Annotated in this window: 23 protein-coding genes and 2 tRNA genes; 14 read left to right on the top strand and 11 right to left on the bottom strand. The window is 65.9% G+C overall.

The features are described from left to right. A partial coding sequence (locus KBZ07_RS03270) for a hydantoinase B/oxoprolinase family protein (protein ID WP_254930268.1) occupies nt 1-3,597 on the bottom strand: 3,597 nt, incomplete at its 3' end. A gap of 4 nt (nt 3,598-3,601) precedes the next feature. Next, nucleotides 3,602-4,093 (bottom strand): YajQ family cyclic di-GMP-binding protein, encoded by a 492-nt coding sequence (locus tag KBZ07_RS03265; protein WP_254930267.1) that lies wholly within the window; start codon nt 4,091-4,093, stop codon nt 3,602-3,604. 85 nt (nt 4,094-4,178) lie between these two features. On the opposite strand from KBZ07_RS03265, the gene KBZ07_RS03260 reads away from it, so the two are divergent. Further along, a complete protein-coding gene (locus KBZ07_RS03260; protein ID WP_254930266.1) occupies nt 4,179-4,598 on the top strand; it encodes an MAPEG family protein in 420 nt (139 codons plus the stop codon). A 1-nt stretch (nt 4,599) separates the two neighbouring features. Here KBZ07_RS03260 and KBZ07_RS03255 read toward each other — a convergent pair whose 3' ends face one another. Together KBZ07_RS03255 and KBZ07_RS03250 are read right to left on the bottom strand one after the other, a co-directional pair. Next, a complete protein-coding gene (locus tag KBZ07_RS03255; RefSeq protein WP_197151079.1) occupies nt 4,600-5,112 on the bottom strand; it encodes a DNA recombination-mediator protein A in 513 nt (170 codons plus the stop codon). A gap of 36 nt (nt 5,113-5,148) precedes the next feature. Continuing rightward, nucleotides 5,149-6,246, bottom strand: a complete 1,098-nt coding sequence (locus KBZ07_RS03250) for a phosphotransacetylase family protein (protein WP_254930265.1) — start codon at nt 6,244-6,246, stop codon at nt 5,149-5,151. Between the two features lie 101 nt (nt 6,247-6,347). Between KBZ07_RS03250 and KBZ07_RS03245 the strand changes: the two genes are divergently transcribed. Then, nucleotides 6,348-7,085, top strand: coding sequence for an NAD-dependent epimerase/dehydratase family protein (locus tag KBZ07_RS03245; RefSeq protein WP_254930264.1), 738 nt, complete (start codon nt 6,348-6,350; stop codon nt 7,083-7,085). Between the two features lie 33 nt (nt 7,086-7,118). Here KBZ07_RS03245 and map read toward each other — a convergent pair whose 3' ends face one another. Next, complete coding sequence (gene map, locus KBZ07_RS03240; RefSeq protein ID WP_254930263.1) at nt 7,119-7,961, bottom strand: type I methionyl aminopeptidase; 843 nt, start codon at nt 7,959-7,961, stop codon at nt 7,119-7,121. A gap of 120 nt (nt 7,962-8,081) precedes the next feature. On the opposite strand from map, the gene rplS reads away from it, so the two are divergent. From rplS to gltX, 5 genes are all read left to right on the top strand, one after another. Next, complete coding sequence (gene rplS / locus KBZ07_RS03235) at nt 8,082-8,558, top strand: 50S ribosomal protein L19 (RefSeq protein WP_254930262.1); 477 nt, start codon at nt 8,082-8,084, stop codon at nt 8,556-8,558. 93 nt (nt 8,559-8,651) lie between these two features. After that, nucleotides 8,652-8,724: transfer RNA gene (locus KBZ07_RS03230), tRNA-Trp, on the top strand. A 36-nt stretch (nt 8,725-8,760) separates the two neighbouring features. After that, nucleotides 8,761-8,949 carry a hyperconserved protein Hcp gene (locus KBZ07_RS03225; protein WP_006043540.1) on the top strand — a complete coding sequence of 63 codons (189 nt, stop codon included), beginning with the start codon at nt 8,761-8,763 and terminating at the stop codon, nt 8,947-8,949. A gap of 140 nt (nt 8,950-9,089) precedes the next feature. Continuing rightward, nucleotides 9,090-9,163 (top strand) — tRNA-Asp (locus tag KBZ07_RS03220). 62 nt (nt 9,164-9,225) lie between these two features. After that, nucleotides 9,226-10,701, top strand: coding sequence for a glutamate--tRNA ligase (gene gltX / locus KBZ07_RS03215; RefSeq protein ID WP_254930261.1), 1,476 nt, complete (start codon nt 9,226-9,228; stop codon nt 10,699-10,701). Here gltX and KBZ07_RS03210 read toward each other — a convergent pair. The 3 genes from KBZ07_RS03210 to KBZ07_RS03200 all read right to left on the bottom strand — a co-directional run bounded on the left by KBZ07_RS03210 (nt 10,633) and on the right by KBZ07_RS03200 (nt 12,944). Continuing rightward, entirely contained in the window at nt 10,633-11,880 is a 1,248-nt protein-coding gene (locus KBZ07_RS03210; RefSeq protein WP_254930260.1) for a cation:proton antiporter, read from the bottom strand. The genes gltX and KBZ07_RS03210 overlap by 69 nt on opposite strands. Further along, nucleotides 11,877-12,119 (bottom strand): hypothetical protein, encoded by a 243-nt coding sequence (locus KBZ07_RS03205; RefSeq protein WP_254930259.1) that lies wholly within the window; start codon nt 12,117-12,119, stop codon nt 11,877-11,879. Before KBZ07_RS03205 ends, KBZ07_RS03210 begins: the two co-directional genes overlap by 4 nt. Before the next feature lie 261 nt (nt 12,120-12,380). Beyond that, a complete protein-coding gene (locus KBZ07_RS03200; protein ID WP_254930258.1) occupies nt 12,381-12,944 on the bottom strand; it encodes a PIG-L deacetylase family protein in 564 nt (187 codons plus the stop codon). Between the two features lie 152 nt (nt 12,945-13,096). Between KBZ07_RS03200 and KBZ07_RS03195 the strand changes: the two genes are divergently transcribed. The 5 genes from KBZ07_RS03195 to cysS all read left to right on the top strand — a co-directional run bounded on the left by KBZ07_RS03195 (nt 13,097) and on the right by cysS (nt 19,873). Next, nucleotides 13,097-14,167 carry an amino acid permease gene (locus tag KBZ07_RS03195; RefSeq protein ID WP_254930257.1) on the top strand — a complete coding sequence of 357 codons (1,071 nt, stop codon included), beginning with the start codon at nt 13,097-13,099 and terminating at the stop codon, nt 14,165-14,167. Nucleotides 14,168-14,539: 372 nt separating this feature from the next. Further along, complete coding sequence (locus KBZ07_RS03190; RefSeq protein ID WP_254930256.1) at nt 14,540-14,878, top strand: nucleotidyltransferase domain-containing protein; 339 nt, start codon at nt 14,540-14,542, stop codon at nt 14,876-14,878. Continuing rightward, nucleotides 14,875-15,267, top strand: coding sequence for a HEPN domain-containing protein (locus KBZ07_RS03185; RefSeq protein WP_254930255.1), 393 nt, complete (start codon nt 14,875-14,877; stop codon nt 15,265-15,267). The genes KBZ07_RS03190 and KBZ07_RS03185 overlap by 4 nt, the downstream gene beginning before the upstream one ends. Nucleotides 15,268-15,308: 41 nt before the next feature. Next, complete coding sequence (polA, locus tag KBZ07_RS03180) at nt 15,309-18,416, top strand: DNA polymerase I (protein ID WP_254930254.1); 3,108 nt, start codon at nt 15,309-15,311, stop codon at nt 18,414-18,416. Between the two features lie 11 nt (nt 18,417-18,427). Further along, the gene (gene cysS / locus KBZ07_RS03175; RefSeq protein ID WP_254930253.1) at nt 18,428-19,873 is read left to right on the top strand and encodes a cysteine--tRNA ligase; all 1,446 of its coding nucleotides are present in this window, start codon (nt 18,428-18,430) and stop codon (nt 19,871-19,873) included. Nucleotides 19,874-19,900: 27 nt separating this feature from the next. Here the strand turns inward: cysS and KBZ07_RS03170 are convergent, their stop codons facing one another. Continuing rightward, entirely contained in the window at nt 19,901-20,125 is a 225-nt protein-coding gene (locus KBZ07_RS03170) for a hypothetical protein (RefSeq protein WP_106633117.1), read from the bottom strand. Between the two features lie 19 nt (nt 20,126-20,144). Continuing rightward, on the bottom strand, nt 20,145-20,825 hold the full coding sequence (locus tag KBZ07_RS03165) for an RluA family pseudouridine synthase (protein ID WP_254930252.1): 681 nt from the start codon (nt 20,823-20,825) through the stop codon (nt 20,145-20,147). A 44-nt stretch (nt 20,826-20,869) separates the two neighbouring features. On the opposite strand from KBZ07_RS03165, the gene KBZ07_RS03160 reads away from it, so the two are divergent. Both KBZ07_RS03160 and KBZ07_RS03155 read left to right on the top strand, forming a co-directional pair. Continuing rightward, nucleotides 20,870-22,120, top strand: a complete 1,251-nt coding sequence (locus KBZ07_RS03160) for a 1-deoxy-D-xylulose-5-phosphate reductoisomerase (RefSeq protein ID WP_254930251.1) — start codon at nt 20,870-20,872, stop codon at nt 22,118-22,120. Continuing rightward, nucleotides 22,117-22,455 (top strand): ferredoxin, encoded by a 339-nt coding sequence (locus tag KBZ07_RS03155; protein ID WP_254930250.1) that lies wholly within the window; start codon nt 22,117-22,119, stop codon nt 22,453-22,455. The genes KBZ07_RS03160 and KBZ07_RS03155 overlap by 4 nt, the downstream gene beginning before the upstream one ends. Here KBZ07_RS03155 and KBZ07_RS03150 read toward each other — a convergent pair. Continuing rightward, nucleotides 22,439-23,431, bottom strand: coding sequence for an alpha/beta fold hydrolase (locus tag KBZ07_RS03150; RefSeq protein ID WP_254930269.1), 993 nt, complete (start codon nt 23,429-23,431; stop codon nt 22,439-22,441). The two genes, KBZ07_RS03155 and KBZ07_RS03150, sit on opposite strands and share 17 nt — an antisense overlap. Nucleotides 23,432-23,532 lie beyond the last annotated feature (101 nt).

The following is a 23,532-nucleotide window of genomic DNA, read 5'->3' as shown; positions in this document are numbered from 1 at the left end:
CCCGCCAGCCAAGCCGGCGGGGGCCACTCGCCGGGATCCGGAAATGAGCGCGGCGGCCATCGGCTCAAGAAAGCGCAGCTGCCTCACCACACCATCGCCGCCACGGAAAGCGCCCGCGCCCCCCGAGCCCGGGCGAATCGCAAACCGTTCCACCCTGATCGGATAGCGGCTTTCGAGAATCTCCGGATCGGTGAGCCGCGAATTGGTCATGTGACTCTGCACCGCGGAGGCCCCGGCAAAGGGCCCACCGCCTGGCCGGCGACCGGCGCCGGTGCCGCCGCAGATCGTTTCGTAGTACTGAAGCTGGGCATTGCCGAAGCTGAGGTTGTTCATCGTGCCCTGGGCAGCCGCCTGCACCCCAAGCGCCAGGAACAGTGCATTGGTGGCCGCCTGGGAGATTTCCACATTGCCCGCCACCACAGCCGCTGGAGCAAGCGGATGGAGCAGGGAACCCTCCGGCACCACCAGGTCAATGGGCTCGAAGCAGCCGGCGTTGAGCGGAATCTCCTCCCCCACCAGGCAACGGAAGACATAGAGCACCACCGCCTTGGTGACGGCCAAGGGGGCATTGAGATTGCCATCGTGCTGGGGGGAGGTGCCGCTGAAATCCACCCGGGCCCGGCGTGCCGCCACATCGATCTGCACGGCCACCCGGATCTGGCCGCCATGGTCGAGCTCCACCTGGGCCCCATAGGTATCCGAGGCCTGGCCGCTGCCTAGCCCTGCAATCACCCGGGCCACCGCCTCTGCCCCATTGGCCAGCACATGGGCCTGATAGGCCCGCACTTCCTCCAGGCCATGGCGGCCAATCAGTCGCTGCAGCCCATCGACCCCCAGGCGATTGGCTGCAGCCTGGGCCTGGAGATCGGCGAGCAATTGGTCGGGGTTGCGCACCGGATGGCACCCCGCTGCGAAGCGTTGCCGCCAGCTGGCCTCCTCGAAACCGCCATCGGTGAGAAACAGGACGTTGTCCAGCAGCAGGCCCTCATCGGCGATGGTGCGGCTGAAGGCCGGCATCGAGCCCGGGGTGATTCCGCCCACATCGGCGTGGTGGCCCCGCGAGGCCACAAAGAACAGGGGGGACCCATCGACAAACACTGGTGTGATCGCCGTGATGTCCGGCAGGTGGGTACCGCCGTTGTAAGGGTTGTTGGAGAGCACCACGTCCCCTGGCGCCAGGGGGGGGCGATCGCCGCGGGCGATGGCCTCCAGCAAGCTGGCCACGCTGTCGCCCATCGAGCCCAAATGGACCGGGATATGGGGGGCATTGGCCACCAGTCGGCCGGCGCCATCAAAGAGGGCGCAGGAGAAATCGAGCCGCTCGCGGATATTCAACGAGCGGGCGCTCTGCTGCAGCCTCACCCCCATCTGCTCCGCAATGGCGGAGAAGCGGTGGTTGTAGAGCTCCAGCAGGGTGGGGTCTGCCCCTACGGCAGGGCGAGCGGAAGCACCAGGGCAGGCCAGGGGGGAAGCCAGCCGCTCCAGCAGCAGGGCCCCGTCAGCTAGCAGCTGCGCCTGCCAACCGGGCTCCAGCACGGTGGTGGTGGTCAGATCCACCACCAGGGCAGGGCCCTCCAGGTGTTGGCCAGACTGCAGCTGGGACCTCCGCCAGAGGGGCACCGCCTGCCAGCCGGCCTCCTCCCCCAGCCAGAGGCGGCTGGTTTGGGCCAAGGGAGGCATGCCGGCAGGCCCATCCGGCCGGGGGGAGCCCATTGGCATGGACCCTGCCGCCGGGGGCACCGGGGTAGCCGGAGTCAGCTCCACCAGCAGCCGTTCCACGATCAAATCGTCGCCACCGGGGCGGTAGCCATAGCGCTGCTGGTAGCTCTCAGCAAAGGCCTCCTGCAGCTCAGCCACCCCAGCCCCTGCGCTGGGCTCCTGCAGCGACCAGCCCACCTCTAGCCCCTGCTCGCTGCCGGCCGCCCGGATCTCCAGCCGCACCCCAACCCGGGGCGGCATCGCCGGGGGGCCAAGCCCGGCAAGGGCCCCGGCAACGAGCTCGGCACCCTGCTGCCGCAACAGGGGCAAGGAGGCGGGCCGCAGGGGCAAGCGGGGCGAGCACTCCAGCAGCCGGGCCCGCTCGGCCATGCCCAGGCCGTAGGCAGACAGCACCCCGGCCAGGGGGTGGAGCAGCACCCGCTGCAGGCCCAGCAGCTCGGCCAGGCGGCAGGCGTGCTGACCTCCTGCTCCGCCGTAACTCACCAGCAGGGCCTCGCGCAGGTCGTGGCCGCGCTGAATTGAGATCCGGCGCAGGGCCTCAGCCATGGTTTCCACCGCGATCTGGAGGGCGCCGGCCGCCACCCGCTCCGGCGTGATGCCTGGGGCCGCCGCCGCCATGGCAGTGGCCAGCTCGGAGAAGCGCTGCCGCACCGCCTCTCCATCGGCGGGTTGGTCGGCGGTGGGACCAAACACCGCCGGCAGGGCGGCGATCGGCAGCCGGCCCAGCAGCAAATTGGCATCGGTGATCGTGGCCGGCCCGCCGCGGCGGTAAGCCGCCGGCCCCGGATCTGCCCCGGCTGAGGCCGGCCCCACCTGCAGCCGCTGGCCATCGAAACGCAAGATTGATCCCCCACCGGCTGCCACCGAGTGAATGGGCAGCATCGGAGCCTGGAGCTGCAGCCCGACGATCTCGGTGCAGGGGCTGCGCTCCCAGGCCAGATCCCCCCGCCGCCCGTCGAAATGGAAGACATCGGTGGAGGTGCCCCCCATGTCGAAGCCAACGATGGGCATGGGCGGCAGGCCCGCGAGCCCCAGGGCCCGCTGGGCCACGGCCACCGCCCCCACCATGCCGCCGGCGGGTCCCGAGAGGATCGTGTCCTTGGCCAGCAGCTCCTGGGGATCCGCCAGGGTTCCGCTGGAACACATCACCCGCAGCCGGGTTGCTGGCCCCAATGCCAGCTGCACTTGGCGCAAGTAGCGCCGCAGCACCGGCGCCACCGCCGCCTCCACCAGGGCGGTCTGGCCGCGGGGCAACAGCCGGGGTTGGCTGCTGAGCCGGTGGGAGATCACCACGGCCTCAAACCCCAGGGGCGCAAGCCAATCCCCCAGCCTTTGCTCATGGCAGGGATTGCGGGTGCTGTGCAGCAGGGCAACGGCGCAGCTGCTGAAGCCGTCGGCCTGGGCAAGGCGCAGCGACTGGCCCAGTTGCTCCGTGAGCTGCAGGGGCTCGAGCTCGGCGCCGTCAACCGCCAGGCGCCCCTCCACCTCCAACACCCGAACCCGCAGGGGCTGGGGCCGCTCGATCGCCAGGGCAAAAAGATCGGGGCGGTGCTGATCGCCGATGCTGAGCAGGTCGGCAAAGCCGCGGTTGATCAGCAGCACCACGCCAGCGCCACGCTGCTCCAGCAGGGCATTGGTGGCCACGGTGGTGCCCAGGCGCACCTCCTGCACCAGGCCCTCCGGCACGGGCTGACCCGGCGCCAGGCCCAGCACGGCCCCGATCGCCTTCACCGCCGGGTCGACCGGGCAATCGGCCTGCACCGACAGCACCTTGCGCACCGCCAGCTCGCCGGTGGGGCTGCAGCCCACCACATCGGTGAAGGTGCCGCCCCGGTCGATCCAGAACCGCCAACCGGGGGTTGGGCAGGCCGGCTGCACTGGCTCAGCGGTAATTCTCAAACTGGAGCGGCACCTCCACGTCCTGGGCCTTGAGCAGGTTGATGGCCTGCTGCAGGTCGTCCTTGTTCTTGCCAGTGATCCGCAGGCTGTCGCCCTGGATCGAGACGGTGACCTTCTTGAGCTCGTCCCGCACGGTTTTGCTTAGCTGCTTGGCCAGCTCCGAGCTGAGCCCCTTGCGCAGTTTCACCACCTGCTTGACGCGGTTGCCGCCCACGGGCTCGGGGGTCTGGAAGTCGAAGATCTTCAGCGAGAGATTGCGCTTGGTGGCCTTCTGGCGCAGCACATCCTCCACGGCCTGGAGGGTCATGTCGCTGGCGGTGGTGATCGTGAGGCTGGTTTCCTCCACGTCTATCTCGGTGGCCGAATCCTTGAGGTCGTAGCGGGTGCCGACGTCGCGGCGCACCTGGTCAATCGTGTTGACGAGCTCCTGGCGATCAAAATCACTCACCACATCGAAGGAATAGGTGTCGGCCATGGGGCTGGTTCGGCTGGACGAAGACGTCTGCGGATCGTAGATGCGGCCTGCCAACCTGGACCCACAGTCCGCTCCGCCAGCCGCCATGACCGCCAACCTCGCCCCCTTTGCCTGGTCGTTGTTGCTGGCCGCCGGTGTGGTGGTGTTCAGCACGGTGCCCCTGGGTGCCGCCCGCTCCCAGGCCAATTTCAAGATGGAGGATCTGGCGGCACCGCGGGCGATGTTCGAGCGGCTGCCGGCATGGGGCAAGCGGGCCGCCTGGGCCCATCAGAACTGCTTTGAGGCCCTCACCCTGCATGCCCCGGCGGCCCTGCTCTGCCTGGTGGCGGGAGTGAGCAGCCCGGTGGCGCTCGCGGCCGCCTGGATCCATCCAGCCCTGCGGCTGGCCTACATCGGTGTCTACGTGGGCAACGTGCCTGCCGTCCGCGGCTTGTGCTGGGCCGGAGGGCTGGTGTGCACGGGGGTGCTCTACGCCGAAGGCCTGAAGGCTGTGCTTGCTGGCTGAACTAGTCGAAGAACATGACGCTCACCACCTTGCCCATGTCTTCGGCCACACGGCAGCTGGCCAGGAGGGTCTCGCTGTCGTGGAAGGCGTAGCAGATCAGCTGGTCACAGCGAGTGATGATCTCGTGGTTGCAGAGGCTGCTGGCCATCGGCAGGGGCAGTTCGTCGTGCTCGGGCTTCTCCACCAGGTGCAGCACCTGCTCCAGCTGCTCCCGGGATTCGCCTGGCTGGCGATCCAAGCTCTGGGGCAGCAGCACGGTGAGCCGGGCCGGATCAATCTCCAGCACGCTGCGGATCACGGCCGCATTCACCCCCTGGGAGCCGGAGGTGATCAGGTTGTGCCCCTCCTGGGCCAGGGAGCGGGCCACCAGCTCCACCAGATGGATCGAAACCACAGGCACGTGGCGACTGCCCAGGATGGCAATCCGGCGTTTGCCTCGGTCCTGGAGCATGGCCAGTTCCTGGGCAAGGGTGTCGATCCGGCCCAATGCCGGAAGATCAAGGGACCGGGTCACCTGTAGCCCTCTGCCTGCACCCCGAAAATAGCAGCGTTATTTAGCCAGCGCGGGCAACTGCAATCTCGTGAACAGCCGCTCAAAATCGCAGTGCTCTGCCACCAACCGAAAGGCAAAGCTGGCCTTGACAGCCTCGTGCAGACGCACGTGACCAAATGCCTGCTCAATCACTTCCACGGTGGTGAGGGTGTCGTGTTCCACCTTGAGCAGGGGCACCTCCAGTTCCTCGGCCCGGTTGATCAGCTGGGGCAGGGGCTCTGCGGCCCCTGTGAGGATCAGACATTGGGTTGATGCCTCCAGGGCAGCCAGCTGGATATCGGTGCGGTCCGCACCGGTCACAACCGCCATGTTGCGGCGGCGACGGAAAAATTCCATCGCCGAGTTGACATTCATGGCTCCGATTGAGAGGGTTTCAACCAGCAGGTCGAGCCGCTCGGGGCAACAGAGCACCTTGGCCCCGAGCCGCAGAACCAGCTCCTCCACCGTGACACTGCGCAGCAGGGGGCTCTGGGGCATCACCCCCAGCACCGGCAGTCCCAACCGCTCCAGGGCAGGCACCATGTCGGCGCGCAGGGGCCCAACCAGCTGGGGTTGAACGGCATTGAGCACCACCCCGGCCAGACGGTCACCCAGCCGGGCCCGAGCCGCCAGCAGGGGATCAACGCTGCTGCTGTCTACCCAGGGATGCACCAGCAGCACCTGGGCCCCCATCCCCTCAGCCAGCTGGGGCAGGCTGAGGCCGTAGAGCAAGCCCTCATCCATGCTGCCGCCAGCTTCCAGCAGGGTGAGGCCATCGCTAAAAGCTGCCAGCTGCAAACTCTGTTCGCTGAAGCCCGCCCCCGGATCCAGGTTGCCCTGCAACAAACGCTGCTGGGCCTGCTGGGGATCGGCAACCTGGAGGGAGGGGATCAGCTGGCTGTCAGGCAGCCCCAGGGTGGCCCCCACAAAGCGCACATCCGCGTCGAGCAGTGGGGTACCAACCGGCATCTCGGCGGGGGAATCCAGGCTGGTGGCCAGGGGCTTGCCGAAGCGAACCTCTACCCCTTGGCGGAGCAGCTGGCGGGCCAGCCCGAGCACCACGGCGGATTTGCCGCTAAAGGGTTCACAGGAACCAACCAGCAAGGTGGGGGCCATCGGGTCAACCTCGCTGGGGCTCAGCTGGTGGGAATTTAGGCGGTTGTTTCCATACCGACCTGCTCCATGCTGGCGCGTCAGGGGTCGTTAGCGCCAGGCTCATGTCGAGTTGCCAGGATCAATGCACCGTTGCCGTCACAGGGGCAAGTGGCAGCTTCGGCAGGGCCCTGCTGCGTCGCTGGCCCCGCCAGGATGTCCACCTGGTGGGGCTCACCAGCAGCCCAGAGCCGCTGGATCTGCGCGATGAAGCCGGAGAGCCGATCCCCCTCGAGCAGGTGGTCTGGCGGATCGGCGAGGAGTGGGCCCTGCGGCCGGTGCTGGAAAGGGTGGATGTGCTCGTGCTCAACCATGGCATCAACCAACCCCAGGCCCGCAGCCGCGCAGCCACCGGCCAGGCCCTGGAGGTGAACGCCCTCAGCAGCTGGCGGCTGCTGGAAGTGTTTGCCGAGGTCGTGCAGCAACGCGCCGGCGCCCGCCGCCAGGCAGAGGTTTGGGTCAACACCTCCGAAGCGGAGATCCAGCCGGCCCTGAGCCCGCTCTACGAGCTCAGTAAACGGCTACTGGGAAACTTGGTGAGCCTGCGGGCCCTAGACCTCGGCGGCAGCCAGGGGCCGCTGCGCATCCGCCGGTTAGTGCTGGGGCCCTTCCGCTCGGCCCTCAACCCAATTGGCTTGATGGGGGCCGATTTCGTGGCCGCCCAGGTGCTGGCCCAGGCCCGGCTGGGCTGCAACCTGATCATCGTCAGCCCCAACCCGCTCACCTACGTGTTGATGCCGCTCAGCACCCTGAGCCGCTGGCTCTACTGCCGGCTGGTGACGCGGGCTGCTGACGAGAGCTGAGGGCTAAGACTGAGGGCTAAGGGCTGAGCTGGCCTAGAAATCCCGGTCGGTGAGAATCTCGCAACCGTCGCTGCCAACGGCGATGGTGTGCTCCCACTGGGCCGACCAACTGCCATCGGCCGTCACCACGGTCCAGCGGTCCTTAAGGGTGCGGCAGGCCTTGCTGCCGGCATTGAGGATCGGCTCCACGGCCAGGGTCATGCCCGAACGCAGCTTCATGTTGGGCAGATCCCTGGTGCGGAAATTGAACACCGATGGCTCTTCGTGCAGGTTGCGGCCAACCCCATGGCCGGTGTAGTCCTCGACCACGGCGAAGCCGTGGGCTTCGACGTGGTCTTGAACGGCGCCGGCGATATCCAGCAGGGTGTTGCCCGCCTTGATTTGGGCCAAGCCCCGCATCAGGGATTCCTGGGCCACGCGGCAGAGGGTCTGGGCTTCCTCACTGGCACCTTGGCCGACGCAGAGGCTCACACAGCTGTCCCCGTGGTAGCCGTCGAAGTAGGCCCCCGTATCGATCTTGAGCAGGTCGCCGGCCTGGATCACCCGCTTGCTGCTGGGGATGCCGTGCACCACCTCGTTATTGATCGAAGCGCAGATGCTGGCAGGGAAGCCGTGGTAGCCCTTAAAGCTGGGAGTGGCTCCCATTTCGCGGATGCGCTTTTCGGCATGTGTGTCGAGATCGCCGGTGGTCATGCCAGGGGCCGCCAGCTCCAGGAGCTCACGCAGCACCGTGGCCACGATCCGGCTGGCCTGGCGCATCGTGGCGATCTCCCGGGCGCTCTTGATCTCCACGCCCCGTCTGCCCTTCTGGATGCGAGGGCCTGTCTCCAGGACTGGGGTTTTGGTGGTAGCCAGCAGATCGGCAAACAGATTCATGCTGGGAGCTCGAGCCGCGATGGACACATCTGGAGATCAAGCTACCAATGGCGGGGAGGCGCTGCGGGCTCCCCGCCGGCCGGTACACTGAGGGATTGGCCAGGCCTAAGCGGAGTTGAGATGGCAACGGAGACGACCGACAACCAGACCGAGATCCAGACCGAGAACCAGCCGGAAAATCCAGCTGAGATTCCTGAAACCGGTCCAGTGGCGGTGAAAACCAAGGTCACCACTGGCAAACTCAGCGCCCAGGAGCTGATTCGAGCCTTCGAGGCCGAACAACTGAAGAGCGAGTTGCCCGAGATTTATGTGGGCGACACCGTGAAGGTGGGCGTGCGGATCCGTGAGGGCAACAAGGAGCGCGTCCAGCCCTACGAGGGCGTGGTTATTGCCAAGCGCCACGGCGGTCTCAACGAGACCATCACCGTGCGGCGCATCTTTCAGGGCATCGGCGTGGAGCGGGTCTTCATGCTGCACAGTCCCCAGGTGGCCTCCGTGAAAGTGGAGCGCCGCGGTAAGGTGCGTCGGGCGAAGCTCTTCTATCTGCGTGATCGGGTGGGTAAAGCCACACGGGTCAAGCAACGCTTCGATCGCTGAGGCTGCGGCGGGTCTGCCCATATGTCTGGAGAGTTTCTCCCCAGACGTATTGGTTCCCACCCATTGGCCTCATGTTTACGGGGCATCGGCATTGCGCCGTTAGTTCAGTTGGTAGAACGCAGGTCTCCAAAACCTGATGTCGGGGGTTCAAGTCCTCCACGGCGCGTTCGATGCTCCAATCTGCAGTTTCCTGGTTTCGAGCATGGAGTTGGATTTACAACCCGGAGATGTGGTGAAGGTGCTCGAGTCAGCGGCTCTGGGCTGGGTACGAGCCCGCGTGATCCGGGTCAAGTCCGGTGGTCGAGTGGTGGTTCAAAGCGACCAGGGGCGTGAATTCACCGCCCGTGGCAACCAGGTGCGTCTGATCGAGCCCGCCGGATTCAGGCCCTGAGGGGCCGTTGACGGCGGGCAGGGTGGCGATGGATACTTCTTAAGTCAGTGAGTCGGCGCAATCGGGCCTGCCCCGAATCGGACTCCTGACTGGGATTCAGGCTGGAAAACCAGACTGAGTATTCAAATTAGACCAGATTTGGGACTGTAGTTCAACCGGTTAGAGCACCGCCCTGTCACGGCGGAAGTTGCGGGTTCGAATCCCGTCAGTCCCGTTTATTAAATCCGAGCCAGTTTATTGAATCGGAGCCCGTTCACTGAATCGGAGAACGTCTGCGTGAAGTTTGCCAGTGCAGCTGGATCTGCGGTGCGGGTACGCCTGGCCCCCAGCCCCACGGGAACCCTGCACATCGGCACGGCCCGCACTGCAATGTTCAACTGGCTGTTCGCCCGCCGCCAGGGCGGCCAGTTTCTACTGCGCATCGAAGACACCGACAGCGCCCGCAGCAAGCCCGAATACACCGCCAACATCCTCGAAGGGCTGCAGTGGCTCGGGCTGGACTGGGATGGCGAGCCCGTCATCCAGAGCGAGCGGATCGGCGAGCACCGGGCCGCGATCCAGCAGCTACTGGATAGCGGCCACGCCTACCGCTGCTTCGCCAGCGAAGCGGAACTCACCGCCATGCGGGAGCAACAGGCCGCCCACAAGCAGGCCCCCCGCTACGACAATCGCCACCGCGACCTGAGCGCCGAGCAGCAACAGGCCTACATCGCCGAGGGGCGCCAGGCCACGATCCGCTTCCGCATCGCCGACGCCGCCAGCATCACCTGGAGCGACCTGGTGCGCGGGGAGATGGCCTGGAAGGGCAGCGACCTGGGCGGTGACATGGTGATCGCCCGCCGGGCCCCGGCCGATCAGATCGGCGATCCGCTCTACAACCTGGTGGTGGTGGTGGACGACATCTCCATGGCCATCAGCCACGTGATCCGCGGCGAAGACCACATCGCCAACACCGCCAAGCAGCTGCTGCTCTACCAGGCCCTCGCCGCCGAGCCGCCGGTATTTGCCCACACACCCCTGATCCTTAACCAGGAGGGCAAAAAGCTCTCCAAGCGCGATGGCGTCACTTCGGTGAGCGAATTTCGGGCCATGGGCTACACCGCCGAAGCCCTGGCCAACTACATGACCCTGCTGGGCTGGTCGCCGCCGGAGGGCATGGGGGAACGCTTCAGCCTGGCCGAGGCGGCAGCGGTGTTTGACTTCGAGCGGGTCAACCGGGCCGGGGCCCGCTTCGACTGGGAGAAACTCAACTGGCTCAACGGCCAGGTGCTGCACGGCCTCGGCCCCGAGAGCCTGCGCCAGCAACTGCTGCCCCTGTGGGCCGAGCACGGCTGGGGCACCGAACCAGGCAGCGCCTGGGCTGATCCCGCCTGGCAGATTGACCTCTGCAGCCTGATCGGCCCCTCCCTCACCCTGCTGGCCGATGGGGTGGAGCAGGCCCGCCCCTTTTTCACCACCCCCGAGCTGGAGCAAGCCGCCGAAACCCAACTGGCCAACGACGGAGCCAGAGCTGCCCTGGAGGCCCTGCTGGAGAGCCTGCTGAAACTCCTGCCGGAGGCCCCCCTGGAGGCAGACCAGGCCCAGGCCCTGCTCCTGGAGGCGGCCATGGCGGCTGGAGTTAAAAAAGGGGTGATCATGAAGACCCTGCGAGCCGCCCTGCTGGGCAGCCTCCAGGGCCCAGACCTACTGACCACCTGGCTGTTGCTGCACCGCAGCGGCGCCGATCGGGTCCGGATCAGCCGCTGCCTCTAGGCCCAGGCGGCGGGCCAGGGGGCCGGCGCTGAGGCCCTGCAGGCCCACGGTGAGCAGGATCGTCAGAAACACAAGCCCCTGGAGGCGGCCGGCCCCCACAACTCCCGCCTGCTCGAGGCGAATGGCAAACAGGCTCGCCACGGCGGCGGTGACAATGCCCCTGGGCGCCAACCAGGCCAGCAGGGCCCGCTGGGGCAGGCTGAAATCCAGGCCCCAGGTGGCCAGGCCCACCGCCACGGGGCGCACCACAAGCATCAACACCAGCACGCAGGCCACCCCACCCCAGCCCAGGGGGCTGAGTTCGGCCCAGCTCACATCGGCGGCCAGCAAGGGGAAGAGCATGGTGATCGCCAGCTGGGCCAACTGACGGATCAACTCATCGAGCTCGGCCGCATCCGTATCCGGTCTGCGGCCGACCACCACCCCGGCGGCCACCGCCGCGGGCAGGCCCGATTCGGGCAGCCACAACTCGCAGCCGCTGAACATCAGAAAAAGACTGCCCAGGGTGAGCTGGAGCCGCAGGGCGCCGGCCGCCTGGGCGGGGATGCGGCTGAGGGCTTCGGCCAGCAACCAGCCACAGCCAGCCCCGATCAGCACCCCACCGCCAAGCCTTTGCAGCAGGCCCAGGGCCAGCTCCCGCCAGCCATGCAGATCGCCGAGGGCCAGCTCAAGCAGCAGCAGGGCCAGCACGGCCCCGATCGGCTCGAGCACCAGCCCCTCCCCCTCCAGCACCTCGCCCAGGGGGGATGCCAGGCGGATCTGGCGCACCAGTGGAGTCACCACGGTGGGGCCGGTGGCCAGCACGATGGCGCTGAACACCGCTGCCAGCGACCAGTTCAATCCCGCCAGCCAGTGGGCCGCGAGCAGGCCGGCCGCAAGGGCGAGCACCAGCCGCACCAGCACGATGCGCAGCACGGCTTGGCGGGTGCCGTCATCGGGCAGGCGCAGGTTGATGCCGCCATCGAACAGCACCAGGCTCACCAGCAGGCCCACCACCGTGCCCAGCCCTGCCCCGAGGTCGAGGGGTTCGACCAGGCCAAAGCCCGAGCGCCCGATCACCAGGCCGGCACTGAGCAGCAGCACCACCCCCGGCAGACCGGTGAGCCAGGCAAGCCCCTGGGCCACCGCACCGGCAAACACGGTGACGCCCCAGAGCAGCCCCAGCCGCTCAGGTGTCATTCATCAAGGGCATTGAACTTGGGCTCCACATGAATTCCAATCACCGCCACAGGCCTTACCACCAGATATTCACCCTCCAGATCCGCCAGCGGCACATTTACGAAAGTATCGGGAGCCGAAGTGGTCAGCACACTCCCGTACCACTGCTGAAAGGCCTCCAGGGTGTGGAAATGGACGGTTTCGCTCTGCCCCCCACTCAGGTGCAGATGAACGGCATAGCGGCGGGGGAGGGTAGACATGGGGTCTTGGCGGGCAACGGATTAGCGGGCAGGGTCTTGGAGGTCAGCAGTCCGGCAGTCTCCTCAGGATGGCCCAGGCTCCACGGGTTGGGATAGATGAGTGGCTGCAGTGCAACATCGCCTGCCCCATAGAGAGGATGGCGGGGCTGGCCCTAGGGCGGTTTGTGGGGATCAAGCGCCAGTGTCAAGCAAGTCCTTCAGGGAGGCCCAGGGAGGTGCGCAGCACTTCGAAAACCTTGGCGTGGGTGCTGGAGAAGCTCATCACACCGCGGTAGCGGGCCAGCCCGAGGGAGGCTTCGTCATAGTGCGTCGCCTCGATCTGAGAGCGATGGCAACGGAGAGCTGATAGTTGTTGAGAGGGTGCCACACCTCGTAGCCGAGAATGGTGCCGGGTAGGTGGGGCTCGCCTATGGATTCCTGATACCAGGGGCCGGCGGCACCGGCCACGGCGCTCATCACCAGCTCATGGATCAACTTGTGATCCGGGAATTGGTCACTGCTCGCATGCACAAACAGGATCTCCGGCCGCACCTCCCGGATGAGGTTGATCACGGCGATCTTGTGATCCCGCGAATACTGCGTCAGCCCATCAGCTGCGCGAAGGAAATGCACGCGCTCGGCCCCCAGCACCTCAGCAGCCCGGCGTGCTTCCTGCTCACGGGTGGCGGCCAGGGTTGCCCGATCGATCGTGCTGCTACCGGCTTCTCCTGAGGTCACGCACACATGGACAGCACTCCAACCCTTCTCAATCAGCTTGCGCACGGTGCCGCCGCAACCGAACTCAATGTCATCGGGATGGGCTCCGAAGGCGAGGATGGCCGCCATGGTCTAAGTCGCTGCTACACAACTTCTGATTTTTACCGATCTCTGACGATGGCCCATGTGCGGGGCGGCGGCCCCAGGTGAGCATCCGTTCGACTTGCATCGACAAAGGTTCAGCGCCCCCCCATAGTCAGGACGTCTTCGATCCTTGCTCCATGGCCGAGCTAAACCGCTCGATCACGCCCCTGATGCTTTGGGCGATGGGGGTGGGCTGTGCCTTCGCTGGATTGTTTTTCGGGTGGAATCTGGGGTTGGCCAGGGGGGGCACATTGGGACTTGGCTTGGCCCTGCTGGTGGTGGTGTCGATTCTATACCTAACCTTCACCTTGAGTTATGCCGAGCTTTCCTGCGCGATCCCGCGGGCGGGCGGAGTGATGTCCTATGCCGACCGTGCCCTTGGAAGGAGCTGGGGTTTCGGAGCAGGCATGGCCCAGAATGTGGGGTTTATTTTTGCACCACCAGCGATCGCCTTCGCCATCGGTGACTACCTTCATCTGTTTGCCCCAAGGCCACCCCTCCTCTCGATTGCCTTTGCTGCCTATATCTTATTTACCTGGCTAAATATCCGTGGTGTCAAGGCTGCTGCCATGGCAGAACTTATTATAACCGGACTAGCAGTGGCGTCACTAATCGTATTCTGCTTTGTTTCACTGCCGCACCTGCAACTGGAAAACCTGACAAGAGATGCCCTGCCCCATGGCTGGCAGGGCGCTGTGGCTGCCATTCCATTCGCCGTGTGGTGCTTTCTGGGGATCGAAGCCATTGCGAATATGGCAGAAGAGACAGTTAATCCCCAGCGCACATTACCAAAAGCATTTATCGCGGCATTTCTCACGCTGGCCGTGCTGGCCCTACTCACGTTCATTGGTGCCACTGGGGTAGATGGCTGGCAGACAATTGTGTTCAAGCTTGATGGCAGCGTTTCGGATTCTCCCATGCCCATGGCCCTTGCCAAGGTAATGGATGCCCACCATCCCCTCTACCAATTGCTTTACGTGGCCGGGCTGTTCGGACTGATTGGATCTTTTCACGGGCTGATCTTGGCCTCGGGTCGATCAACACTTGAGTTCGGACGGATGCGCCATGCGCCGTCATTTCTTGCCAGGCTTGATCCGCGCCACCAAACACCTGCCAATGCCCTCAAGCTCAACTGCGCCATTGGCTTGCTGGCCCTTGCCTCTGGACGCACAAGTGATTTAATCCTGCTCTCAGTTTTGGAGCACTGACGCTGTACATCTTAGCGATGATTTCGTTGCTGGTTCTTAGGGGCAAGGAACCATCCCTGCCACGTCCTTTCCTCACCCCTTGCTATCCCTTCTTCCCATTGATAGCCCTAGTGCTCTCAATGATGACGTTCCTTGCAATTCTGATTACCCATCTCACGTTGGGATGTTTGTACCTGGCGTTGATGGGCGTCAGTTTTGTGATTCACCGTAGGAAAGCATCCTTGGCAGCCCCGTTGTAGGGAGGGGCTTGCGCCACGGTGTTGGCAAGTGTTCGTGTGACCAGCGAAGCAAAAGCGGATTGAGGCCGATGAACAGCAGCCGCGGCGATACCGCTGACGATGGCCACCTGCACCACCGCCCTAGCATGAATCTATGCCCAGCCTGGCTATCATTCGCGCACAGCGCCACAGCGCCCGCCTAAGGGCGTTGCGCGCAGGCGCCGCAGAGGTCGCCGCCAGCCAGCCGGGCGGCGAGGTGTGGCTATTTGGCTCGATGGCGCGGGGCAACTGGGATGGCTGCTCAGACGTTGACCTACTGGCCATCGCCCCTAGCCGGCAGCAGGCTGATGCCCTAGCCGATGCACTGCTGGACGCCCGCCTCGGTGACGACGTGCTGGCCCTCAGCCAGGAGCGCTGGCAGCAGCTGAAGCAGGGCGACGATCCTTACTGGCGGGCCATCGGCCGCGACGCCCTGCGCCTAGATCAGCCGTGACTCCCAGGGTTGAAGCCTGGATCCGCCAGGCGAACAACGATCTGGAAGCGGCGGGCCTAACGGCCGGCCAGGGGTTCCATGCCCAGGCCTGCTACCTGGCGGGTCAGGCCGCCGAAAAAGCCCTCAAGGCCTTGCTGGTCGCGGCCGGGATCACTCCGCTAGATAGCCACTCCCTCGAGAAACTGGTGGAGCTGCTGCAACAGCAGGGCCTGGATCTCCCAGCCCTGGCTGAGCTGCATCTCAAGGCGCTTACGCGCATGAATAGCGCCAGCCGCTACCCCCAAGGCGATGAGGCGCCGGCTGATCTCTTCGATGCCAACGACAGCTCCACTGCCCTGGGCACCGCTGAGGCCGTGGTGCGGATCGCCATGGCCCAACTGCAAGCCTGAGGTCTGGCAGGCTGACCCGACCCATCACCCCTTGCAGCAACGTGGCCCCTGGCACCAAGCCCCTGCTGCTGCTGATCGACGGCCACTCCCTGGCCTTCCGCAGTTTCTACGCCTTTGCCAAAGGGGGAGATGGCGGCCTGAGCACCAAGGCGGGGGTGCCCACCAGCGTCACCTACGGCTTCTTAAAGGCCCTGCTCGACAACTGCAAGGGCCTCAAACCCAATGGCCTGGTGGTGGCTTTCGACACCGCCGAGCCCACCTTCCGCCACGAGGCAGATACGGCCTATAAGGCCCACCGGGATGTGGCGCCGGAGCACTTCTTCGCCGACCTGGCCAACCTGCAGCAGATCCTGGCCGAGAGCCTCGACATCCCCCTGGCGATGGCGCCGGGGTTCGAGGCCGATGACGTGCTCGGCACCCTGGCCAACCGGGCGGCGGCAGAAGGCTGGCGGGTGCGGATCCTCTCGGGCGACCGCGACCTGTTCCAGCTGGTCGACGACGAGCGCGACATCGCCGTGCTCTACATGGGCGGCGGCCCCTACGCCAAAAACAGCGGGCCGCTGGAGATCCGCCGCGACGGCGTGATCGCCAAGCTCGGCGTGACGCCAGACGAGGTCGTTGACCTCAAGGCGCTCACAGGCGACAGCTCAGACAACATCCCCGGCGTTAAGGGGGTGGGGCCCAAAACCGCCATCAATTTGCTGAAGGAGTTTGAGCATGTCGATGGCATCTATGCCGCCCTCGACCAGCTGGCGGCCGCGGGAGCCAAGGCCACCCAGGGCAGCCTCAAGGGTGCCCTGATCGAGAAGCTGCGCGCCGACCGTGAAAGCGCCTATCGCTCGCGGATGCTGGCCGAGATCCTGATCGACATCCCCCTACCCAGCGAGCCACGGCTGGAGCTGGGGGCAGTCAAGGCTGAGGCCCTGGCCAGCAGCCTGGAGGAGCTGGAGCTTTACAGCCTGGTGAAACAGGTGCCCAACTTCGCCCAGCTGTTCTCGGCCGTGCCGCCGGAGCCCAGTGAGGGATCCAGCCCCGCGGGCGGCAAGGCCGTCACAGCCGCCATTCACGCGGTTTCGGCTGATGAAACAGAAAGTTCAACAAACACAGAAAGTTCAACAAACGGTGCAACAGCTCCCGATCAGCCGGACAGCAAGGGGCTGCCTGCCCTCGAGCCCCAACTGATCATCAGCGCCGAGGCCCTGGCCGCCCTGGTGCAGCGCCTCAACGGCTGCACAGATCCGGGCCGCCCCGTGGCCCTCGACACCGAAACCACCAGCCTCAATCCCTTCCAGGCCGAGCTGGTGGGGGTAGGAGTGGCCTGGGGGGATGGTCCAGCGGAGCTCGCTTACATCCCGATCGGCCACCATCTTCCCGAGCAGCAGAACGAGCAGCAGAGCGAAGCCAGCGGGGACATCCAGGAGCTTCTGAAGATCCCTTCTGGAACCTCAACCGAAAGCGCTCCGGGAGGTTGTACAGATGTACAACCTCCTCAACAGGTTCAGCAACTATCCCTAGCTGCGGTGCTCACCGCCCTGGCCCCCTGGCTGGCCAGCGCCGCCCACCCAAAGGCGCTGCAGAACGCCAAATACGACCGGCTGATCCTGATGCGCCACGGCCTGCCCCTGGGCGGGGTGGTGATGGACACCCTGCTCGCCGATTACCTGCGCGATGCCGGCGACAAACACGGCCTTGAGGCGATGGCCGAGCGCAACTTCGGCTTCAGCCCCACCAGCTATGGAGAGCTGGTGCCCAAGGGCGCCAATTTTTCAGCGGTGTCGATCGAGGCCGCGGCCCAATACTGCGGCATGGATGTGCACCTCACCTGGCGCCTGGCCCTGCTGCTGCGCCAGGAGCTGATCGCCATGGGCGCGGCCCTGCCCCAACTGCTCGACCAGCTGGAGTTGCCGCTGGAGCCGGTGCTGGCCCAGATGGAGGCCACCGGCATCCGCATCGACACCGCCTACCTGGGCGAGCTGAGCACCGAGCTCAAGGCCGCTTTGGAGCGCCTCGATGGCGAGGCGAAGGCGGCCGCTGGCTGCGACTTCAACCTGGCTTCTCCTAAGCAGCTGGGGGAGCTGCTGTTTGACACCCTCGGGCTCGATCGCAAGAAATCCCGCAAGACCAAGACCGGCTGGAGCACCGATGCGGTGGTGCTCGAAAAGCTCGAAGATGCCCACCCGGTGGTGGCCCTGGTGCTGGAGCACCGCACCCTCAGCAAGCTCAAGAGCACCTACGTGGATGCCCTGCCGGCCCTGATGGAGCCGGAGACGGGGCGAGTGCACACGGATTTCAACCAGGCGGTGACCGCCACCGGCCGGCTCTCCAGCAGCAATCCCAACCTGCAAAACATCCCGATCCGCACTGAGTTTTCTCGCCGGATCCGCAAGGCCTTTCTGCCCCAGGAGGGCTGGAGCCTGATCAGCGCCGACTACTCCCAGATCGAGCTACGCATTCTGGCCCACCTCTGCGGCGAAGCGGTGCTGGTGGAGGCCTACCGCAGCGGCGACGACGTGCATGCCCTCACGGCCAGGCTGCTGCTGGAGAAGGACACGGTGACACCGGAGGAGCGCCGCCTGGGCAAGACGATCAACTTCGGCGTGATCTACGGCATGGGCGCCCAGCGTTTCGCCCGCGAAACCGGCGTCAGCCAGGCCGAAGCCAAAGACTTTCTGGTCAAATACAAGCAGCGCTACCCGAAGGTGTTCGCCTTTCTAGAGCTGCAGGAGCGGCTGGCCCTGAGCCGGGGCTATGTGGAAACGATCCTGGGCCGGCGCCGGCCCTTCCACTTCGACCCCAACGGCCTGGGCCGGCTGCGCGGCAAGGATCCCCTCGAGATCGAGCTGGAGGTAGCCCGCCGCGGCGGTATGGAAGCCCAGCAACTGCGGGCCGCAGCCAACGCGCCGATCCAGGGCTCCAGTGCCGACATCATCAAGTTGGCCATGGTGCAACTGCAGCGGGAGCTGGAGACGGCCGCCCTGCCCGCCCGACTGCTGCTGCAGGTGCACGACGAACTGGTGCTGGAAGCAGCGCCTGAGGCCCTCGAAGCGGTGCTCACCTTGACGCGTGAAACCATGGAGCGGGCCGTGGCCCTCACCGTGCCCCTTGTAGTCGAAACCGGCGTCGGCCCCAACTGGATGGAAGCCAAGTAACCAGCAGCTCAATGACCCTGCGCCTCACCAACACCCTCACGCGCCGCATCGAGGAATTCCAGCCGCTCGAGCCGGGCCAGGTGAGTATCTACTGCTGCGGCGTAACGGTCTACGACCTTTGCCACCTGGGCCATGCCCGCAGCTACATCGCCTGGGACGTGCTGCGGCGCTATCTGCTCTGGAACGGCTACCGGGTGACGTTTGTGCAGAACTACACCGACATCGACGACAAGATCCTGGGTCGCGCAGCTGAGGAGGGCAGCTCGATGCAGGCGGTGAGTGAGCGCAACATCGAGGCCTTCGTGACCGACATGGCCCGGCTAAATATCTTGCCGCCCGACCGTATGCCGCGGGCCACCCAAAGCCTGGACGCCATTCGCAGCCTGATCACCGAACTGGAAGCCAAGGGGGCCGCCTACAGCGCCGATGGTGATGTCTATTTCGCCGTGATGAAGCATGCCGGCTACGGCAAGCTCTCCGGCCGCGACCTAGCCGAGCAGCAGGACAACGCCGCCGGCCGAGTGGCCACTGCAGAGGAGGCCCGCAAGCAACACCCCTTCGACTTTGCCCTCTGGAAGGGGACCAAACCCGGCGAACCCAGCTGGGAGTCGCCCTGGGGTCCAGGCCGGCCCGGCTGGCATATCGAGTGCTCAGCGATGGTGCGCGAGGAGCTCGGCGACACGATCGACATCCACCTCGGTGGCGCCGACCTGATCTTTCCCCACCACGAAAACGAAATTGCCCAGTCGGAGGCGGCCAGCGGCCAGGAGCTGGCCCGCTATTGGCTGCACAACGGCATGGTCAATGTGGGCGGCCAGAAGATGTCCAAATCCCTGGGCAACTTCACCACCATCCGCGCCCTGCTCGATTCCGGCATCACGCCGATGACATTGCGCCTGTTCACCCTCCAGGCCCACTACCGCAAGCCGCTCGACTTCAGCGCCGACGCCCTTGAGGCCGCCGCCACCGGCTGGAAGGGCCTTAATGCGGCCCTGGTCCTCGCCGCCGCTACCTCAAGCCCCGACCCAGGCGCCACCCCAGAGTTCGCCGCCGCCCGTGCGCGCTTCGCCGCCGCCATGGACGACGACCTCAACACCTCCGCCGCCCTGGCGGTGCTGTTTGAGCTGGCCAAGCCCCTGCGAGCCCTCGCCAATCGGCTGGAGCGCGGTGACAGCAGCGCCGCCGCTGAGGCCCGGGCGCCAGAGCTGGTGGAGCAAGGCCAGCTGCTGCTGGAACTGGCCGGAGTGCTTGGCCTCGAGAGCGAAACCGAGGCCATAACCAGCAGCACCAGCCCCGGCCCCAGCGACGCCGAGATCCAGGCCCAAATCGATCAGCGTCAGGCCGCTAAGGCCGCCAAGGATTTCCCTGCTGCCGACAGCATCCGCGATGGCCTGAGGGCCCAGGGCATCGAGCTGATCGACAGGCCTGGCGGCATCACTGAATGGCTGCGGGGCTGAGTATCTCTCTGCAGGGCAAGCCCCTACTCAGTCCTCGCTCGGCTCGGGTGCCTGGCGGCCCTGCATCATCCGCTCGATCTTGCGAATCCGCTCCAGGGTGGTAGTCCACACCTCTTTTTGAAAGCCCGGCTCACAGCCATCCACCAGGGCCTGCAGGTCCTCTTGCCGCTCGAAGGCATCCCAGAGCTGGCGCTCGAGCTTGGCCCGGTCGATGAAGTTCCAGCGCTGCAGCCACACGGGCAGTGCCGCCATGGGAAAAGTTCAACTGGGATCAGTTAAGGGGATCCACCCCCACCAGCCCATCGTCAAAGCAACGGCTGCGCAGATGCAGCGGCTTGCCCGTGGCCGGATGCAGCAGCTGCAGACCGGCGGCATGAAGCTGCAGCCGTGGCGCTGGTACGGGGTCTCCGTAGAGGGGGTCGCCGTAGATCGGATCGCCCAGCACCGGATGGCCAAGGTCCGCCAGGTGCACCCGCAACTGATGAGAGCGGCCGGTGCGGGGTTGCAGCAACAGCAAACTCGAGCCCTCGAAGCGCCTCAGCACTCGCCAGCGGGTGAGGGCCGGCTTGCCCCCCTGCTCTAGCGGCACCACCCCATAGCGGGGCGGCCGAGTGGCGATTCGGGCTAGCGGCTGGTTGATAACCCCGCCCCGATCCGCAGGCAGCCCCTGGACCACGGCCAGGTAGGTCTTGCGCACGCGCCGTTCGGCGAAAGCGGCACTTAGGGCCCTATGGGTGGTGGCGTCTCTGGCCAGCAGGATCAGCCCCGAGGTATCTCGATCGAGTCGGTGCACCAGCCTTACCTCCGGCCACCGCTCCTGGGCCCTACTGATTAGGGAATCGGCCAGCTCGGACCCAAGCCCCGGCTGGCTAAGCAGGCCCGAGGGCTTCAGCAGGGCCAGCAGCCAGGGATCGGCATAAAGCACACAACAGCCGGGATCACTGCGGGGCATCCTGCAGGGTCAATGGGAGACTTGATACCACTTGAGTTGCCGCCGTGAAAGCCCTCTCCGTGCTCGGCTCCACCGGCTCGATCGGCACCCAAACCCTTGAACTGGCCGAGGAATTCCCGGACCGCTTCCGGGTGGTGGCCCTCACGGCCGGCAACAACCTGGATCTATTGGTGAGTCAGATCCAGCGCCATGCGCCCGAAGTGGTGGCCCTGGCCAATGCCGAGCGCGTCAGGGAGCTGGGCGAGCGGCTGCAGGCCCTGGAACCCGCCGCCAGGCCCGCCCGGATGCCGGAGCTGCTGGGGGGCTCTGAGGGCCTCTGCGCCGCCGCCGCCTGGTCCACGGCCGACCTGGTGGTTACGGGGATCGTGGGCTGCGCTGGCCTGCTGCCCACCCTGGCCGCCATACGCGCCGGCAAGGATCTGGCACTGGCCAATAAGGAAACCCTGATTGCCGCCGGACCCGTGGTGCTGCCGGAGCTGGAGAAAAGCGGCTCACGCCTACTGCCGGCTGATTCCGAGCACTCGGCGATCTTCCAGTGCCTGCAAGGCACCCCCTACGCCGAGACGGCGCGGCTCTCCACCGGCAGCCCCACCCCGGGCCTGCGCCGCATTCAGCTCACGGCCTCCGGCGGCGCCTTCCGCGACTGGGCTCCGGCAGACCTCCACAAGGCCACCGTGGCCGATGCCACCAGCCACCCCAACTGGAGCATGGGCCGCAAAATCACCGTGGATTCGGCCTCCTTAATGAACAAGGGCCTGGAGGTGATCGAGGCCCACTACCTGTTCGGCCTCGACTACGACCACATCGAGATCGTCATCCACCCCCAATCGATCATCCATTCGATGGTGGAGCTGGCCGATTCCTCGGTGCTGGCCCAGCTCGGCTGGCCGGATATGAAGCTGCCCATTCTTTATTGCCTCAGCTGGCCCGAGCGCCTGAGCACCCCCTGGCGCCGGCTCGATCTCACCGAGGTGGGCCAGCTCAGCTTCCGCGCCCCCGACCCGGCCAAATACCCCTGCATGCAGCTGGCCTACGCGGCAGGCCGCGCCGGCGGCACGATGCCGGCGGTAATGAACGCCGCCAACGAACAGGCCGTGGCCCTCTTCCTCGAGGAGAGGGTCCACTTCCTCGATATCCCGACATTGATCGACGGGGTGTGTGATCGCCACCAAGTCGATCTCATGGCCAATCCCTCCCTAGACGACGTGCTGGCCGTAGACGCTTGGGCCCGTCAAGCGGTGCATGAGGCTGCAGCCCGGCTCCAGGCCAAGGCACCAGCTGCGTTGCCGGCGTGATCTCGCATCACCTGCTGCTCTGCGCCACTCCCAGCAAGGCGCTCTGCTGCCCCGATCCCGCCGTAGGCGTCGCCAGCTGGGAGGCCCTCAAGCGCCTAGTGCGCGAGCTGGGCCTCGAGGATCCGGCCCGGCCCGAGGGGATCGTGCTGCGCACCAAGGCCGACTGCCTGCGCATTTGCGCCGAGGGCCCCATCCTGCTGATCTGGCCCGAAGGCACCGTTTATGGCGGCGTCAGCCCCGAGCGCATCGAGCCAATCCTGCGGGAGCACGTGATCGGGGGCAAGCCGATTGAGCAGTGGATCATCAAGCGCATGAGCCTCAAAGCTGCCGCCTAAGCCAGCTCGCCACCAGCTGATCACCCCAGCAGCTGAGTGGCTCATCACCCACCCCATGGAAGCCGTTATGGCCGCCATGGGCCGTGAGCACCACATCAAGGCCAGGAAGGTGCTGCTGGGCCAAGAACTGGGCGCCACTGGCCGGCACCCAAGGGTCGTCGAGGGAGTGCAGCAGCAGGCTCGGCGGCAAATCGACCGATGCTGAAAGCAGACACGGCAGGGGCGAAGCCTCCCGGTAGTAATCGTCAACGGAGGCGTAGCCCCAGCGAGGGGCAGTGATAGCAGCATCGAAGCTGCGAATCGAGCGGGGCCGCTCTGGCCCCTGCAGGGCCTGACGCTCAGCGTCGCTCACCCCAAATGGATCGGCCAGGGTCTGGGCGCAGAGCCGGCGCAGCAGCCAGCGCTGATACACCCGGTTGCGGGGCAGCTCGATCTGCTGCGAGCAAAGGGCCAGATCAAGCGGGCTGCTGGTGCACACCACACCATCCAGCACCCCCGGACTAGCCAGGCAGGCATTGAGCAGCATCGTGCCGCCCAACGAAATCCCCACACCAAAAAGAGGCAGGCCACCGGCCCGCTGCTGGGCCAACTTCAGTACGGGCAGCAGGTCGCTATCGCAACGGGCTGCATAGGTGCCCGGAGCCAGGGGCCGGCCCGGTCCGGCACCCCGCAAATTAAGGCGCCACACCGCGAAGCCGGCGGCTTGAAGGCTGAGGCCCATGCGCCGCAACCCCTCCCGTTCGCTCGATCCACCCAAACCGTGCAGTAAAAGCACAAGTGCCCTTGGTGCCCCAGCAACTGGCGAATCAACTAGCGCCAGCAGGGAGGCATCACCGCCCACCGCAATGGGGAGCGGTTCACCGCGATCTAGGGGCAGCTTTGGCGGCCTGAGGGTGTCTCGCAGGGTCTGGAGATCGGGGCCGATCCAGGGCCAGCGTTGCTTAAAGACAGGGGGTGTCGAGGCGGGCTGCTTCAGGCGGCCACCTTCTTACCCACCCCCATGCTGCGCAGCTCGGTGAGCAGGCCGTTGAGCACGGCCTTGGCATCACCAAACACCATGGCGGTCTGGGGCAGCTC

The sequence above is a fragment of the Cyanobium sp. BA20m-14 genome, from assembly GCF_024346295.1.
This window is presented reverse-complemented; position numbering and strand designations above follow the sequence as displayed.